This window comes from Sutterella wadsworthensis, assembly GCF_003315195.1.
GTDB classification, from domain to species: Bacteria; Pseudomonadota; Gammaproteobacteria; order Burkholderiales; family Burkholderiaceae_F; genus Sutterella; species Sutterella wadsworthensis.
This window is the reverse complement of record NZ_QNRV01000007.1, coordinates 46146-62409: the sequence shown is the minus strand read 5'-3', so window position 1 is coordinate 62409 and position 16264 is coordinate 46146. Positions and strand designations below refer to the sequence as shown.

Here is a 16264-nt window from a genome sequence, read left to right as displayed (position 1 = left end):
GATATTCTCGAAAAATGATTGATAAAAGCGCATTGATGCCGGGGGTGTCCCGCAGAGAAGTCTGGGCTTGGTCGGCCTTTGACTTTGCCAATTCGGGCTACACCACGGTGGTGCTCACGGCGGTCTTCAACGCTTACTTTGTGAGCGTTGTGGCCGCTGATGCCCCCTGGGCGACCTTTCTCTGGACGCTCATTATTGCGGTGAGCAATGCGGTCGGCATTTTCGTGATGCCTGTCGTAGGCGCCATCGCTGATGCCTCGGCGCAAAAAAAGCGCTGGCTTTTCGGGGCGACGGCGATCTGCATTCTCGGCACTGCAGGACTCGCCTTCTGCGGACCGGGAACGATTGTTCTGGCGGCCGTGATGGTGATTCTTTCGAACCTTGGCTACAACGTCGGCGAAACCCTTAATTCGGCTTTCCTGCCGGAAATCGCTCGTCCGGAGGCCGTCGGCAAAGTGTCCGGCTGGGGTTGGTCGTTCGGCTACTGCGGCGGACTGGTTACCTTGGGTGCATCGCTCGCTCTGGTGCAGCTGGGCGGCAGCTGGGGACTCACTATGGATGAGCGCATCGCGGGCACCATGCTCATTACGGCCCTTGTTTTCGCCGTTGCTGCCGCGCCGATTTTCCTCTTTCTCAAGGAGCGGGCTCAGCCGCGAGCGTCGAGCTTAGGGGCATTAAAGTCCGCGGATGGTCTCTGGACGCTCGCCGGTCAGAGCTTTCGAGAAATTTGCAGCACGCTCAAAAGCCTTGGACGCTTCAGAGATTTTGCCTGGCTTTCGCTCTGCGGCTTTCTCTATCAGTCGGGCATTGCCGTCGTGATCACGCTCTCGGCGGTGTATGCCGCTGAAGTGATGGGGTTCACGACGGTGGATACGCTGATGCTGGTGTTTCTTGTCAACATCACGGCTGCCGTCGGAGCCTTCGGTTTCGGTTATCTGCAGGACCGCATCGGACATAAGCGCGCTCTGGGCATCACGCTGATAGTGTGGGTGCTGATGATTGTGCTCGCCGCCATGGCTGTGAATCGGCCGGTCTTTTGGACAGCTGCCAATCTGGCCGGTCTGGCCATGGGATCTTCACAGTCAGCGGGGCGTGCCATTGTGGCGATTCTGTCGCCGAAGACCCGCTCGGCCGAATTTTTCAGCTTTTGGAATATGGCGCTTTGGCTCGCAGCTATCGTGGGGCCGCTCGCCTATGGCTCTGTGACTTGGATCACCAACAATGATCATCGTCTGGCGATTTGCGTGACGGGGCTCTTCTTTGCAGCGGCCGTTTTGGCGCTTATTCCTGTCAACCTTGAGCGCGGCCGGCGAGTTGCTGAGGAAACAGATGCCGCTTCACGCGGCACGACGTCTGACCATTAATACGGTCGGCCGTCCATATCTGCCGAAAGGCAGGAAGGACGTTCGATCCTTTGCGGGCAGCGGCCGATCTCGCCCGAACGGAAAACGACAGGGGACGGCGTGATCCGTCAGCCGAATGCAAAGAAAGCGCGTTTTTTGCCTTTCTGCGATCAATAAAAAGGCGCAGTCAGAAAACAATCTGCTGCGCCTGCGGATAGGGTTCAGAGCAGTTAACGCGAGGGCTGAGCGATAGTGCCGTTTTTATTAAGTTCGATGATGCGGCGGGTGTCCGCAGCCAGCTCGGTAAGCTTCAAAGCTTCGTAGCTTTGTGCAATCAGCTCGAGCGCATCGTCGCGCATCGGTGTGTTTTGGAATTCGCGCACGACGCGCTGCGCGCGTTCAATGGCCGCCACATAGGCATTGCGTACGAAGTAGTAGCGGGCGGTCTTGAGTTCATGCTCGGCCTGAGCGAGCACGAGTCCGTGCATGCGGCGGCGCGCTTCCGGCGTGAAGCGGCTGTCGGGATAACGCATGACGAGTTCTTTGAAGATGTCAAAAGCTTCGCGCGAAGCGTTGGCATCGCGTTCGGCAAGATCTTCGCCCGCGAGCTTATTGAACCAGCTGTCGGTTTCGTTCAAGGTCGCAAGCGCCTTCAAATACATCACGTAGTCGGCGTTGGCGTGGTTCGGGTAAGTCTGCAGGAACCGGTCGGCAGCCTGCACGGCGCCCGGTGCGTCGCCATCCTTCCATGTGGCATAAATCAGTTCAATCTGCGCCTGCTGGGCGTACTGACCAAAGGGATAGCGGGCTTCCAACTTCTGATAGTAGTCCTTTGCCTGCGTCCAGTTGCTATCATCGAGGGCTACGCGCGCTTCGCTGTAGAGCTTCTCGGCGCTCCAATCGAGCGTCTGATCCTTGTCAAGGCTCTGCAGCCATGAGCAGGATGCCGTGGCGAGCGTCACGGAGAGGAGCGCGCAACCGCGCATCAGGAGCCTTTTGAAGGGATTGGCAGAATTCATGACGACAGAAAAGGTCAATTTAGGATTGGACGATTATAACGATGAAGATTTTGAGGATGGTTTCGAGGAAACGCAACCTCAAACTCTGTCACAAGTAGACTTGCCGAAATTCAGGGTGGAAGGGTTCTGGGGAGAGCGGCTCGACAAGGTGCTGGCAGCGCATCTGCCCGACGTTTCACGCGCGAGATTGGCAAAGCTTATCGAAAACGGCTCCGTAAAGCTCAACGGCGCGGTAACGACGAAAATCCGCGCCAAGGCTACCGAAGGAGACGAAATTAAACTGCTCGAGCCGCCGAAGCTCGACGAAGCGCTCGCATTCGAGCCGCAGTCATTCGTTGAGTTCGAGGTGATCTATGAAGATCCCTCGATCATTGTCGTGAATAAGCCTGCCGGCCTCGTGGTTCATCCCGGCGCGGGCAACCCCGACGGAACGCTTCTCAATGGCCTCCTTTACCATTTCCCGGAATTAAAAGACGTGCCCCGTGCGGGCATCGTGCATCGGCTGGATCGAGATACCACCGGCCTCATGGTGGTGGCGCGCACGCTCGCCGCGCAGACGAATCTGGTCCGCCAGCTTCAGGAACGCACGGTCAAGCGTGAATACTGGGCGCTGACGATGGGCACCGCGGCGGAGGATTTCGTGGTCGACGTACCGATCGGACGCGATCCGAAGAGCCGTATTCGCTTCAAGGGGTTCCCGGGTTCCACGGGCGTGCGTGCCAAACCGGCGCGCACCCGCGCCCGCGCAGTGGGCTGGTCGTCGGTGGACGGCATTCCGGCCTCCTGGGTGGCATGCCGCCTGGATACCGGCCGCACGCATCAGATCCGTGTGCACCTTACCGGAGAGGATCTGCCGCTGATCGGGGATCAGCTCTATCGCGGCCGTGCGCCCGGCATCGCCGTGAAAGTTGAGAACTTCCTTGAATTTCACCGCCAGGCGCTTCATGCGTCTCGTCTGGGGCTGATCCATCCGGCCACCGGTGAAGAAATGGAGTGGTTCGTCGAGCCGCCCGAGGACATGATTGATCTGATGGAGCAGCTCGGCTTTGGTCCCTGGGATCGGCCGGTTACCGTTTTTGAAAAGAAGTAGCGGATTGCGAGGACAGTTGTCATGGCGGAACTCTTTAAGCCGGAGCTTGAAAGCATTCTTCCCAATTGGACCAAGGGTGCTCCGAAGCACGTGAAGGCTTTTTTCACCTGCCGTACCGGCGGGGTTTCAAGCGGCCCTTACGGCGGCCCGAACGGCATCATGGGACTCAATCTCGCGCTCCATACGGGCGACGTTAAGTCCTGCGTGATGATGAATCGTTCGATTGTGACGCAGTGCTGTCCGAGCGAACCAAAGTGGCTCACTCAGGTTCACGGCACGACAGTGCTCTGCGCCGACGATATTGATTCGGCGCAGTCTGCGCCCGAAGCCGACGCGCAATGGACTTCGACGAGCGGGGTTGTGGCCTGCGTGATGACGGCAGACTGTCTGCCCGTCTTTATTGCTGACCGCAGCGGCCGCATTGTTGCTGCTGTGCACGCTGGCTGGCGCAGCCTTGCCGACGGCATTCTGCAGAGAACCGTTGAAGAAGTCCGCCGCCACTGTTCCGATCTGAAGCCTGCTGTTTGGCTTGGACCGCGAATTGGGGCAGATGCCTTTGAGGTGGGAGAAGATGTTCGCGAAGCCATGTGTCAGCACCTCCCCGAGGAATCGGTCGCCCGCGCTTTCAAACCCGCTGCGGCGGAAGGAAAGTTTTATGCCGACCTGGGCGCATTGGCTTACGCCGCGCTTGAATCGGCCGGCATTGATGCTTCAGATATTGCTGACTGCGGGCTTTCCACTTATAGAGATCCGAAACAGTTCTGGAGCTTTCGCCGTGACGGTGAACGCTCAGGCCGTCATGCCGCACTGATTTGGATCGATCCGAAGCCTTAAGCAATGTCTGCCTTTGGTGATGAAGGGCGGTCATTGATAAAGAGCGTCTGAATTCACTGCAGCGCCGCAGATCTTCAACTATGATCCGCGGCGCAAATTTTTTCATTCCGGGCTTTTTCCCCAAGGCCCGCTGACTCCCACAAAAAAACATGACCTCACGCCATATTCCCGTCGTCGGCTTCGTTTCACTCGGATGCCCCAAAGCCTTGGTCGACACCGAACGGATCGTTACCGAACTGCGCGCCCGCGGCTATCGCATCGGCTCGACCTATAAAGATGCCGATGTGGTGATCGTTAATACCTGCGGGTTCGTGAACGAAGCGGTTGAAGAGTCTCTGGGCGCCATTGCTGAGGCACTGAAAGAAAACGGCCGCGTCATCGTCTGCGGCTGCCTCGGCGGCCGAACGGAAGCTGACGGGTCGAACTTCATCATGGCGCGTCATCCGAAGGTGATCGGTGTGACGGGACCGGACAGTGTGGATGAAGTCCTCGCCATGGTTGAGGGCGTGCTGCCGCGCCCGCACGATCCCTGGGATGATCTGGTGCCGGCGGCAGGTGTTCGTCTGACGCCAAAGCACTACGCATATCTAAAGATCAGCGAAGGGTGCAACCATCACTGTACTTTCTGCGTGATTCCGCACCTGCGGGGCTCACTGAATTCGCGTTCGATGGATTCCATCATCCGCGAGGCGATGAACCTCAAGGCCGCGGGCGTCAAGGAACTCCTCGTCATCAGTCAGGACACGGCTGCCTACGGCGTCGACAAGCGCTACAAACTCGACTTCGCCTGCGGCCGGCCGGTGCATACGAAATTAATTGATCTTTGCCGCGAACTGGGCAGACTCGATCTTTGGACGCGTCTGCACTACGTCTACCCGTACCCGCACGTTGATGACATCGTACCGCTGATGGCCGAAGGACTAATTCTTCCCTACCTCGATGTGCCTTTCCAGCATGCCCATTCGCGGATTCTGAAGCTGATGAAGCGTCCGGCCTGCGGCGAAAAGAATCTTGAGCGCATTGCGGCCTGGCGCAGAGCCTGCCCGGACATTACCATCCGTTCAACCTTTATTGTGGGCTTCCCCGGAGAGACAGAGGCGGAGTTTGAGTATCTGCTCGACTTCCTGCGTGAAGCGGAGCTTGACCGTGTCGGCTGCTTTGCTTATTCGCCCGTCGACGGAGCGGCTGCCAATGATCTCCCCGGCGCGCTGCCCGACGAAGTGCGCGAAGAGCGCCGCCGCCGCTTCATGGAAGTGCAGGCGGAAATTTCGCTTCGCAAACTCGCTCGCCGCATCGGCCGGATTGAAGACGTAATCATTGACGAAGAGCCTGATGAAGACGGTGTGGCTGTCGGCCGCACTAAGTCTGATGCGCCGGACATTGACGGCGTCTGCTACGTCACGACTGACCGTAAGCTCGTTCCGGGCGATATCGTCCCGGTGCGCATCACTGCCAACGAAGAGCACGATCTCGTAGGGCGAGAAGTTGTGGCATAAGCGTTTCTAAAATCCCAAATCGCAGGGCCCGCGTCTCAAAGCGCGGGCTTCATTTTTTCCATCAAGAAAGCCGTTTCGCAATTAGTAAACCGATTGACTTGAGCTCTGGCGGCGCCGACCGCGAGAGAACGCACGGCTTTTCTGGGGTGATGTGCCGCTCTCGATGGTGCAAGGCCCTGCGGTATCATTCACAGGATCTCCTGAAGGCGCTTTGCGGCAGTTCTGCAAAGCTCAAAATTTTCTAGGCTGTTCTGTTCAATGTTTCATCAGAAGCTCTCCATGCTTGCTGCGGCTGCAGCCGCAGCGCTTGCCGTTTTCCCTTCACTGAGCCAGGCCGTCGAACTCGGCGACCTTAAAGTGGTGAGTCAGCCTGGACAGCCGCTTGAAGCGGTGCTCGATGTCAATGACGTCGACATTACGATTTCGCCCCTTTTGGTGCGCGTGGCGCCGCCAGCCACTTATCTGCGTGAAGGCGTGGAGTGGCCCCGTGAAGCGCAGGATCTGAAGATGGCCCGCATGGGCGGCGAAGCCGGCAAGGTCCGCGTTAAAGTCGTGGGCGGCCAGAGTCTCTCGGAAGGTTTTCCGCTGCTTATTGAAATGAATGCCGGCGGAAAGGTCACCGTGCGCAGCTACCGGCTTGATCCGGTCAACGGCACCTTCCGCGTTTCAGCTGCAGAGGAAATGCCGGCGGCTGAGCCGAAGGCGGCCGCCGGGGGAGAGTTGTCTGCTGCGCCGGCTGCGGAATCCGCCGAGACCGCTCCGCAGTCGATGATGACTGTGGATAAGTCTGTTGAAAAGGTCTCTGAGACTGCCGAAAAGCCTGTGGAAAAAACGGCTTTTGCGGCTGCTGAAGCCCACCAAAAGACGACGCAACGTATTGAAGAAAAAGAAAAATCTGTTAAGTCTCTTGAGGCCGGCAAGAAGGGCGGGCATCGTACAGGACGTTATGCACCGAATGTTGTCCGCGAGTATGTGGCTTTGAACGGATTTAATCCCAATGATGCGTTCACGGTGCAGCGCGACATGACGCTTTGGTCGATTGCGAAGCTTTACTGGCCGAGCTGCCCGGGCGCCCTTCTCGAACAGGTTGCGGTTGCGCTGACGCAGAAGAATCCGAGTGCTTTCGTTGACGGCGATCCGTCGCGCATTGTGATTGGGCAGTCGCTTTCGGCGCCGCTTTCCGACGAAGTCTTTGCCATTGATCCCATGGAGGCGTTTCGCGCTGTGCACGGCGCTTCGGCAGCGGTGCCGGGACCGACACAGAATTTGATTGATGCGCAGCACCGCTCCCGCGAAGCTGCCGGCGAAACGGCTGCGGCGCAAATTGCTGCACTGAGCCGCGGTGAAAGTGTGAAGCAGGTGGCGGAGATCGGCCGCAAGGCGCTGGATGCTTGGGAAAGTAACCAAAAGAAGGCGGCTGCTGCAGGCGCTCCGACGGCTGCAGTGAATGCTCCGGCTGAAGCCGCTCCCGCTCTTCCTGAAGCCCCTGAGTCAGCGGCGCCTGCCCAACCCTCAGCTGAAGCTAATCCGCCGTCGGCCGCGCCCGTTTCGGAGGCCGAGACAGCCGCGGCCAATACGGGTGCTGCAGCCCAGCCGACAGCAGAAAACGACTCGAAGACGGAGGCGGCGGCTCCGTCGCCGACCGAATCGGCGCCTGCTGAGGACGCCAAGCCGGCTCAGTCTGCCGCTGATGCGCAGCAGCCCGCAGCCGAAGAGAAGCGCCCCTTGATTTCATATCTCCTTATTATTGTCGGCATCGCCATCATTGCTTCCATCGCCTGGCGCAAGCGCCGCGAGAAGGCCGTTAAAGAGGCCGAGGAAGCGGTTGCCGCGGCCAAAAAGGGACAAGGTGTCGTGGCTTTTCAGCGTGACGTGGCGCCCGCGGGCGAAGCTCAGTTGAAAGCGGTGGAGGCCACCGTTGATGAAGCCGTGAAGAACGGCACGACGGCCGGAGCCATGGGGGTGGGCGCGATGGCCTACACCGAGGCGCAGATGAAAGCCGATGCGCAGGCCGCAGCCGCCGCAGCCGCTGCTGCCACCGCGAAAAAGCAGGTTGAGGAGCAGCCGTGGCTGAAGGCTGATGATAACGATCAGGAGCTGCCGCCCCTTTCCGACGAAGAGCGCGAAAGCTCAGAGCGAACTGCCAAGCAGACGGCAGGCATGACCGCAGAAAAATTAAAGCGCGTCGACCTCAACCTGGATGAGCAGACGCCCGCCTATGTGCCGCCTTTGGCGCCGGAGCCCATACCGACGGAGGCTGCCGCCGCACCCGTCAAGGCGGCGCCGGCTCCGCAGCCCGCAGCCCAGCCGGCAGCGCCAGTGCCGAATGAGAAGGAGCGTGCGCGTCTCGAAGCCATTGATGCCAAGCTCAATCTGGCGAAATCTTTCATTGGTCTGGACGCCAAGAAGGAGGCGCTCGAGCTGCTCGCGGAGGTGAAAAAGGAAGGCTCGGAAGTTCAGCGTGCCGCCGCACACCGCCTCCTCGATGAGGTGAACGGCAAATCTGCTGGTGCCCGCTGATGGCCTTGGTCAAGAGCGAACCGAAAACGCTTGCGCTCGGGATTGAGTATCGGGGTACCGCCTTCAATGGCTGGCAGGTGCAGCCGGATCACCCGAGCGTTCAGGCGGCGCTGGAGGCAGCGCTTTCGCAGTTTGCAGATCATCCGATCTCTGTAATCTGTGCCGGACGAACGGATACCGGCGTCCACGCCACTCACCAAGTGGTGAGTTTTACCTCCGTCGCTCGCCGACCTTCGGCGGGATGGATCCGCGGCGTCAATGCCATCCTGCCCGAGAGCGTTGCCGTGCGTTGGATGCGCGAGGTGGACGAAAAGTTTCATGCGCGGTTTTCCGCGCGTTCCCGCACCTACGAATATTGGATCTGGAACGATCCCGTCCGTTCGCCGCTCTTTGAAGGGTCGGCCGGGTGGGTGTTTCGGCCGCTCGACGAGGCGCTCATGCAGCGGGGCGCGGCGGCGCTCATCGGTGAACACGACTTTACGAGTTTCCGTGCGTCAGAGTGCCAAGCCAAGACGCCGGTGCGCACGATCAGCGAACTCAAGATCGTGCGGCGCGGCGCATTGGTGGGCGTACGCATTACGGCCAATGCTTTTTTGCAGCACATGGTGCGAAACATCGTTGGCGCGCTTATTTATGTGGGCACGGGGCGGGAAAGGCCAGAGTGGATAGCCGAAGTGCTCGCCGCCAAATCTCGTGATGCAGCCGCGCCCACCTTCAGTCCGGCTGGGCTCTATCTCACCGGAGTGGGCTATCCCGAGCATCCGCATTTGCCTCAGCTTTCGTCAGGACCTTTTGGCAAAGTCTTTTGACGGAGGCGTCTGAAGGCGCATCCGAACGCGGGATGGTCGACCAAACGTGCTAGCCTCAAGCGGCACTCCGTGACGCGTGTTTGAAGGTCTGCACCTCGTATAATTTTTGCTTCGGTTTTCTGTTTCGAGCAAACGTCGATGAGCTGGATCAATCACATTCTCCCCAAAATCAAGCGCGAAGAAGCCCCGAAGAAGCCTAGCCCCATTCCGGAAGGCGTATGGACGAAGTGTCCGGGCTGCGAGCAGGCGCTCTATACCGAGGAGCTTGACCGGAGTCTGCGCGTTTGCCCAAAGTGCGGGTATCACTTCCGCATGGGCGCCCGCGTGCGTCTGCATGCCTTTCTGGATCCCGCTACGGCGGTAGAAATCGGCGCGGAGATCCGCACCAAAGATCCGCTGCACTTTGTCGACAGCAAACCCTACCCGGCGCGCCATGCGGCTTCGGAAGCTTCGACGCACGAAACAGATGCGCTTGTCGTGATGTCGGGTCTTCTTCGTCGTGAGCCGATGGTGGCTGCGGCCTTTGAATTCGGTTTCATGGGCGGCTCCATGGGCAGCGTCGTCGGTGAACGGTTTGCGCTCGGCGTGGAAGAAGCGATTCGCCGCCGCGCACCCTTCGTGGTGTTCTGCGCTTCCGGCGGAGCCCGCATGCAGGAAGGGCTTTTCTCCCTCATGCAGATGGCCAAGACGACCAACGCTGCGCGCCGTCTTGCGGATTACGGCCTTCCGTTCATCACTGTGCTGACGGATCCGACGATGGGCGGCGTCTCGGCTTCCTTTGCCTTTATTGGCGACGTGGTCATTGCTGAACCCAAGGCGCTCATCGGCTTTGCCGGTCCCCGCGTGATTGAACAGACCGTGCGTGAAAAGCTCCCAGAGGGTTTCCAGCGTTCCGAATTCCTGTTGAAGCACGGTCAGGTGGATAAAATCGTCGACCGCCGCGATATGCGTGCGCAGATTTCCGTCATTACGCAGCTTCTGATGAAGAAGCAGCCGATCAACGGGATTTGAGGCCGATCGTCTGCAGCGGCGCGGCTCCCTCCTGAGCGCATTTCCCGCTCATTGGTTTGGCGAACGCAGCTTTTTTCCGGGTTTCTGAATAGGTCAGACATTCGCTGAAGCGGGATACGGCTGCCGATGCGGTAAGTTTCTTTGACACGGGCATGCATCCGCAGCCCGTGTCTTTATTGTTTTTTCGATGAGTTGGATTTCACTGCTATGACTATCCCCGTAGTCTCTGTTTCTGCGCCGCATCAGGCGCCTGCTGCCGGTGCTTCGCTTAATCAATGGCTCGAGTTCATTGAGAAGCTCCACGATAAGCCCATCGATATGGGGTTGGAGCGCATGCAGACGATGATCGCCCGCATGGGGATTAAGTTTGAATGTCCCGTCGTCACGGTTGCCGGCACGAACGGCAAAGGGTCCACCTGCGCCGTCATGGAGCGCATTTGGCGCGAGGCAGGGTTCCGTACGGCCATGCATACGTCGCCGCACCTCATTCGCTTCAATGAACGCGCGCTCCTCAGTGGTGAGGAAGTCTCGGACGAGGCGCTGATCGCTGCCTTTGGCGAAGTGGAGTCCGCACGAGGCGGGATGACGCTCTCGTACTTCGAATACACCGGCCTCGCGGTGCTCAAACTTTTTCAGAATGCGCATCCAGACGTAGTGATCCTCGAAATCGGCTTGGGCGGCCGGCTCGATGCCATGAATGCCGTCGATCCGGACGTTTCTATTGTGGCGGCGATCGGCATTGACCATACGGCATTTCTGGGGAACACTCGAGAAGCAATCGCCGTCGAGAAGGCGCATATCTACCGCTCCGGGCGGCCGGCCATCTGCTCGGACCCCAATCCGCCGTCAACGCTGGTTGGCTACGCTGCCGAAATCGGCGCGAAGCTTCTGCTCATCAACCGCGATTTCAGTGTGACGGAGCATCTTGACGGGTCATTCCAATTCCGCATGGGCGACCTCAGCTGGCAGCTGCCGCGGCCTGCGCTCCAGGGTGAAAATCAATACCGCAACGCGGCGGGCGCCCTTGCAGCGATTATTTCGCTCCTCAATCGTCTTCCCGTGACGGAAGCCGCCGCCGCTGCCGGCCTCACTCAGGTACGCATCACGGCGCGTTTTGAAGAGATTACGACCCAGCCCTGCACGACGCTCCTCGATGTGGGGCACAACCCTCAGGCGGCGGGTGTCTTGGCAGAAAACCTTCATGTCTCCCGAAAGCCAGGAGAAAAGACCTTGGCCGTTTTCGGCATGCTCGAAGATAAGGATCGTGCTCAGGTGGTCCGACTGACAGCGCCGGAAATCGATCGCTGGTTCATTGCCGGCTTGCCCGGTCCGCGAGGGGGCTCGGCCGAGGCGCTCAAAGCTAAGATGCTCGAGGGCGGCGTGAAGGAGCGTGCGATTGAATCCTTTCCGACCATTGCGGACGCGCTTTATGCCGCTCGCCTCTCAGCCGAGGACGAGCCTGCGGCGCCAGTGCGCATCATTATTTTCGGATCCTTCGTGACGGTCGGCGAAGCGCTTGAGGTCTTTGCTAAGGAAGGACTGCGCCGGTGATCATCAGCGTCCGGGGTCCTTGAAGATTCTCCGCGAGTCTGCCCGAGGAAGCGCAGGTTCGCGGAGAAGATATTTGTCTGTTGACAAAAGTTCGATATCGAACTAACATAACGATCGAAGCCGCTCCCACCACAGAGCGGCTTTTAACGAAATAAATAATTCGATGTCGAACCACTTTGAGATCTTCCCTTTCGTTAATGAACTTCCCTGCTCTTACAATCAATGGATAAAAATCATGAATTCATCCAAGAAGAACTTCACGCTCATTCATGCTTCTGGCGACGCCCGCACGGAGCTCCATGATGAGCTTGGCCTAACGGGCTGTGAAGTCTCTGTCAATGACTTGCCAGCTGGTGCTGCCGTACCGTTTGTGCATGCGCACCGGCAAAATGAGGAGCTCTACGGGATCCTTTCTGGCGCTGGCGAAATCTGGCTTGACGGCGAGGTGATTGCGCTTCGTGCCGGCGACTGGCTCCGTGTGGCGCCGGCAGCTAAGCGCGCCATTCGGGCATTGCCGACCGAGGCTATGCGCTTTGTCTGTATTCAAACGAAGTGCGGCAGTCTCGAGGGCTTTACGATGACCGACGGGATGCCTTGCGAAGAAAAGGCGCCGTGGCACTGAAATTTCTTCTTATCGAAAAGTTAGAACGATAGGGCGGCCGACAGGACCGCTGATAGAATTTTGTGAGCTTCACCATTGTCTTCGGTCATAGAAGAGGACGAGCGGTGAAGCTCATACTGTTTTTATTGCTTGTAATGCTCGAGGCGTTCCCATGTCGTTCTTTAATCCTTTCCGGAAAAATCAACGCCCTGAAGGGGTGAAGCTCGCGACGATGCAAACGCCGGAAGAGGCTGGCACTGCCGCGCCGCATGCCGAACCCACCTTTGGACCGAGAACGGAGCCGTCATTAGGACGATTCAATGAGGGAACGCAGACGGGCGGGCAGACGGCACCGTCCGCTCAGCCGACGGAACCTCCGCCCTTTGACTTTGCTGAACCTGCGGCTCAGACCGCTGGGGAGCAAAGTGCTCCTCCTCAAGCGCCTCAGCCGCCGGAACGCCAAGCCGCAGCGCCGACTGCGCCTAAAGCAGCCCCCTGGGATCCGTATGGTATTCATGCGCCGACGACGGATAAAAAAGAGCCCCAATGGGGGGCTTCAGCCGAAAGCGTCTCTGCACCGGAGGCCGCTCAAATTCTGGCGCCCGAGGCCGCAGGCGCTCCGGCTGCGCAGGCGCCTTTTGTCATGCCTGAACCTCGCCAGGAACCGGATCCGTCCCCTGCGGCGGCAGGTGAGAGCGAAGATGCTGAAGTTCTTAAACCGGCCTTGAAGCCCGTGCCGCGCGAACAAGTGCGCGCTCAGGCCGAACGTGAACGCGCCGCTGAACGTCCGGCTCGTCGTCCGCTCACGGATGCGGAGCTGCTTGCCCGCCGACGCACTAAGCACCGCATGGTGGGAGCGGCTGTTCTTCTGATGGCCGCGGTGGTTGCCGCGCCTTTCGTGATCGATAACGAACCGCCGATCGACACGTCTAAGCTCGAGAGTACCGACATCAATATTCCTAAAGAAAGCGAGACGAGCACAACGCTGAATGTGCCGCCGGCGGCTCACGGGGATCGTGCTCAGGCGGGCGACGTGGATGTGTCGGATACGTCTATGGGCCGCGCGGAGTCGACTGCTAAAGCCAATCTTGAGCGTGAAGCGAAAGGAGCCGCCGAGGCCGCTCCGAAGCAGCCCGGCAAGACGGCAGCGCCAGCGCAGGCGGCGAAATCTGAAAAGGCCGAAAAAACGCCTGCCAAACCTGCCGAGAAGACGGCGGCAAAGCCCGATCCAAAGGCTCAGAAACCGGCTCAGAAGCCGCAGCCGGCCGCAAAGTCAGCCGGCATCGCGCCGCCCACGGGCAAGGGCTGGTATGTGCAGGTTGTCGCTACGAGCAACGAAGCCGCCGCGGAGCGCACAGTGAAAAAACTCGCGCTCCTGGGGCTCCCCGCGTACCGTACCAATGAGGGCGGCGCACTTTGGAAGGTTCGTGTGGGGCTTTATGCCGAGAAATCTGAAGCCGAAGGCGTACGGGGTACGATCATGCTTAACGGCATCGCTCAAAAGCCCTATCTGGCGAAAAAAGATTAATGCTTTGAGGCCGGACAGCAGGTCGCTTCGGGGTCATAAAACCTCCGAGGGAATCGAAAGTCCGGCAGACAATTTTCGGTACAATGTAGCCTTTTTAAGAGAAGTCCGGCGGCGCTCTTGAGGCAGCCGGAAACGGGCAGCGTAAAGCTCCCTATTTTCTCTCACTCATTTATCTCCCGCCTGCAGCGCACTCATGACGGAAATCGACTGGATCATCATTGCCGTTCTCGCACTTTCCACCATTGTTGGAATCATGCGCGGCGTGCTGCGTGAAGTGCTGGCCATTGCCGGCTGGGTTGCAGGCATCTTTCTGGCGATGAACTATTCCGCGGTTGTCGCCGAACACATTCCGCTTGAAAGCATCGGATGGCTGCCGCGCGTCATCATTGCGGCTGTCCTGATCGTTGTGGCCTGCCTCTTTGTGGTGGGACTGCTTTCGGCCATTATTCGGCGTCTGCTTGAAACGGCGGCGCTGCGCTTTGAAGACCGCGCTCTGGGCGCCGTTTTCGGCTTCCTGCGCGGCATTGTGGTTGTCTGCGCCTGTGTCTTCTTTTTCGGTATGCCCGCTTCCATCCATGAAAGCCGTATGTGGCAGCAGTCCGTGCTGATCGGACCGACGGAAACGATCATCAATTGGTCGATGCCCTATCTGCCGGCATGGCTCGCTGACATGCGCCGGTCTTATCGCCGCAGCTGAGAGAGGCAGGGCTCATTCATATCATGTGCAAGTTTTCACTCAAAGCCGCTCCGAGACTCGTCCGGGCGGCTTTGCGCATTGTGCCGTTATAGCCCATGCGCGCAAAGTTACTGTTTTTTCCCTTTTTCCTATTTTCTCTTCGGGCGTTCACCCCGGCCTAATCGAGGATTACATCCATGTGCGGCATTGTTGCCCTCCTTTCCAATGAACCTGTTAATCAACGCCTCTACGACGCGCTGCTCCTTTTGCAGCACCGCGGTCAGGATGCGGCGGGCATTGCGACGCTCGACGGTCTGCAGTTCCACATTCATAAGGCCATGGGCCTGGTGCGCGACGTCTTCCGTACGCGCAACATGCGTGATCTGACGGGCAATGTCGGCATCGGTCACGTGCGCTACCCGACGCAGGGCTGTGCGAGTTCGAATCAGGAGTCGCAGCCCTTTTACGTCAATGCGCCTTACGGCATCATGCTCGCTCACAACGGCAACCTGACCAATGCCGAGGCGCTTAAGCAGGATCTGTACGAGCACGATCATCGTCATATCAACACGACGAGCGATTCGGAAGTGCTGCTCAACGTTTTAGCCAATGAAATCTCCCGCGTCTGCGACGGCGGCAGTCTTGACGCTGACGGCATCTTCAAGGCCGTCGCGGCCGTACATAAGCGCGTGCGGGGCTCCTACGCCGTGGTGGCGCTGATTGCCGGCAAGGGGCTCCTTGCCTTCCGTGATCCGCATGCCATTCGGCCGATCTGCTTCGGTTCGGCGATTGCTGCCAACGGCGAACGCGAATGGATGGTGAGCTCGGAATCGGTGACGATGGTGGGGCTCGGCTTTAAGCTCGAACGCGATCTGGAACCCGGCGAAGCGCTTTGGATCGATTTCAAGGGGAACGTTGAAACGCGTCAGTGCGCCGAGAATCCAGTGAAGAATCCCTGCGCTTTCGAATACGTCTATTTTGCGCGTCCGGATTCCCTCATTGACGGCATCAGCGTCTATGGCGCCCGCCTCAATCTCGGCGTTTATTTGGCCGAAACGGTGAAAAAGACGATTGACCTCAAGGATGTTGACGTCGTCATGCCGATCCCGGACAGCTCTCGGCCGTGTGCGCAGGAGCTCGCCAAGCAGCTTGAGCTCCCCTACCGCGAAGGGTTCATTAAAAATCGCTATATCGGCCGCACCTTCATCATGCCCGGGCAGACGACCCGCAAGAAGAGCGTGCGTCAAAAACTCAACGCCATGCCCGTGGAATTTGAAGGCAAGAACCTGCTGCTCGTTGACGACTCCATCGTGCGCGGCACGACGATGAAGGAAATCGTCCGTATGGCGCGCGAGTCCGGCGCAAAGAAGGTCTATGTTGCTTCTTCTGCGCCCCGCGTGATGTTCCCGAATGTCTACGGCATTGATATGCCGACGAAGTCGGAACTGATCTGCGGCGACGGCAAGGATGCGGACGCTGTGGCTGAAGTGATCGGCGCCGACAAGGTGATCTTCCAGACGCTTGACGGCCTGAAGAATGCGCTTTCGGATTTGAACCCGTCGATTCCGGCCTTCGATTGCTCGTGCTTTGACGGCGTTTATGTCACGGGCGACGTGACGAGCGAATATCTCGATCGCCTGAGCCAAGCTCAGGCCGCTCCTCAGCCCAAGGCTCAGGACGATGAAGAAGGCGAAGGCGCAAACGAATAACGCCGAATGCTCTTGTCGGAGCTAAACGATAGCCGTTTGGGTTCATGAAAATGCCCGCCGGGAATCATTCAATGATT

13 protein-coding genes are annotated in these 16264 nt (G+C 58.9%); 12 read left to right on the top strand and 1 reads right to left on the bottom strand.

The annotated features are described in order from the left end of the window. Positions 1–14 precede the first annotated feature (14 nt). Entirely contained in the window at positions 15–1364 is a 1350-nt protein-coding gene (locus DES29_RS04985) for an MFS transporter (RefSeq protein ID WP_016474833.1), read from the top strand. Positions 1365–1573: 209 nt separating this feature from the next. Here DES29_RS04985 and DES29_RS04980 read toward each other — a convergent pair whose 3' ends face one another. Further along, positions 1574–2362 (bottom strand): outer membrane protein assembly factor BamD, encoded by a 789-nt coding sequence (locus DES29_RS04980; protein WP_005431956.1) that lies wholly within the window; start codon positions 2360–2362, stop codon positions 1574–1576. A gap of 100 nt (positions 2363–2462) precedes the next feature. On the opposite strand from DES29_RS04980, the gene DES29_RS04975 reads away from it, so the two are divergent. The 11 genes from DES29_RS04975 to purF all read left to right on the top strand — a co-directional run bounded on the left by DES29_RS04975 (position 2463) and on the right by purF (position 16187). Continuing rightward, positions 2463–3452 carry an RluA family pseudouridine synthase gene (locus tag DES29_RS04975; protein WP_249031202.1) on the top strand — a complete coding sequence of 330 codons (990 nt, stop codon included), beginning with the start codon at positions 2463–2465 and terminating at the stop codon, positions 3450–3452. Between the two features lie 21 nt (positions 3453–3473). Then, positions 3474–4286 carry a peptidoglycan editing factor PgeF gene (gene pgeF / locus DES29_RS04970; RefSeq protein WP_016474831.1) on the top strand — a complete coding sequence of 271 codons (813 nt, stop codon included), beginning with the start codon at positions 3474–3476 and terminating at the stop codon, positions 4284–4286. A gap of 149 nt (positions 4287–4435) precedes the next feature. Then, the gene (gene rimO / locus DES29_RS04965; protein ID WP_021995427.1) at positions 4436–5782 is read left to right on the top strand and encodes a 30S ribosomal protein S12 methylthiotransferase RimO; all 1347 of its coding nucleotides are present in this window, start codon (positions 4436–4438) and stop codon (positions 5780–5782) included. 258 nt (positions 5783–6040) lie between these two features. Then, positions 6041–8302, top strand: a complete 2262-nt coding sequence (locus tag DES29_RS04960) for a FimV/HubP family polar landmark protein (RefSeq protein WP_113854530.1) — start codon at positions 6041–6043, stop codon at positions 8300–8302. Further along, a complete protein-coding gene (gene truA / locus DES29_RS04955; RefSeq protein ID WP_021995083.1) occupies positions 8302–9111 on the top strand; it encodes a tRNA pseudouridine(38-40) synthase TruA in 810 nt (269 codons plus the stop codon). The genes DES29_RS04960 and truA overlap by 1 nt, the downstream gene beginning before the upstream one ends. A gap of 138 nt (positions 9112–9249) precedes the next feature. Next, the gene (gene accD, locus DES29_RS04950) at positions 9250–10122 is read left to right on the top strand and encodes an acetyl-CoA carboxylase, carboxyltransferase subunit beta (protein WP_005431962.1); all 873 of its coding nucleotides are present in this window, start codon (positions 9250–9252) and stop codon (positions 10120–10122) included. A gap of 207 nt (positions 10123–10329) precedes the next feature. After that, positions 10330–11673 (top strand): bifunctional folylpolyglutamate synthase/dihydrofolate synthase, encoded by a 1344-nt coding sequence (locus tag DES29_RS04945; RefSeq protein ID WP_113854538.1) that lies wholly within the window; start codon positions 10330–10332, stop codon positions 11671–11673. A gap of 235 nt (positions 11674–11908) precedes the next feature. Continuing rightward, positions 11909–12295 (top strand): cupin domain-containing protein, encoded by a 387-nt coding sequence (locus DES29_RS04940; RefSeq protein ID WP_021995178.1) that lies wholly within the window; start codon positions 11909–11911, stop codon positions 12293–12295. A gap of 151 nt (positions 12296–12446) precedes the next feature. After that, entirely contained in the window at positions 12447–13802 is a 1356-nt protein-coding gene (locus tag DES29_RS04935; RefSeq protein WP_113854529.1) for an SPOR domain-containing protein, read from the top strand. A gap of 193 nt (positions 13803–13995) precedes the next feature. Beyond that, on the top strand, positions 13996–14499 hold the full coding sequence (locus tag DES29_RS04930; protein ID WP_005431966.1) for a CvpA family protein: 504 nt from the start codon (positions 13996–13998) through the stop codon (positions 14497–14499). 176 nt (positions 14500–14675) lie between these two features. Further along, entirely contained in the window at positions 14676–16187 is a 1512-nt protein-coding gene (purF, locus tag DES29_RS04925) for an amidophosphoribosyltransferase (protein WP_021995938.1), read from the top strand. Positions 16188–16264: the final 77 nt, after the last annotated feature.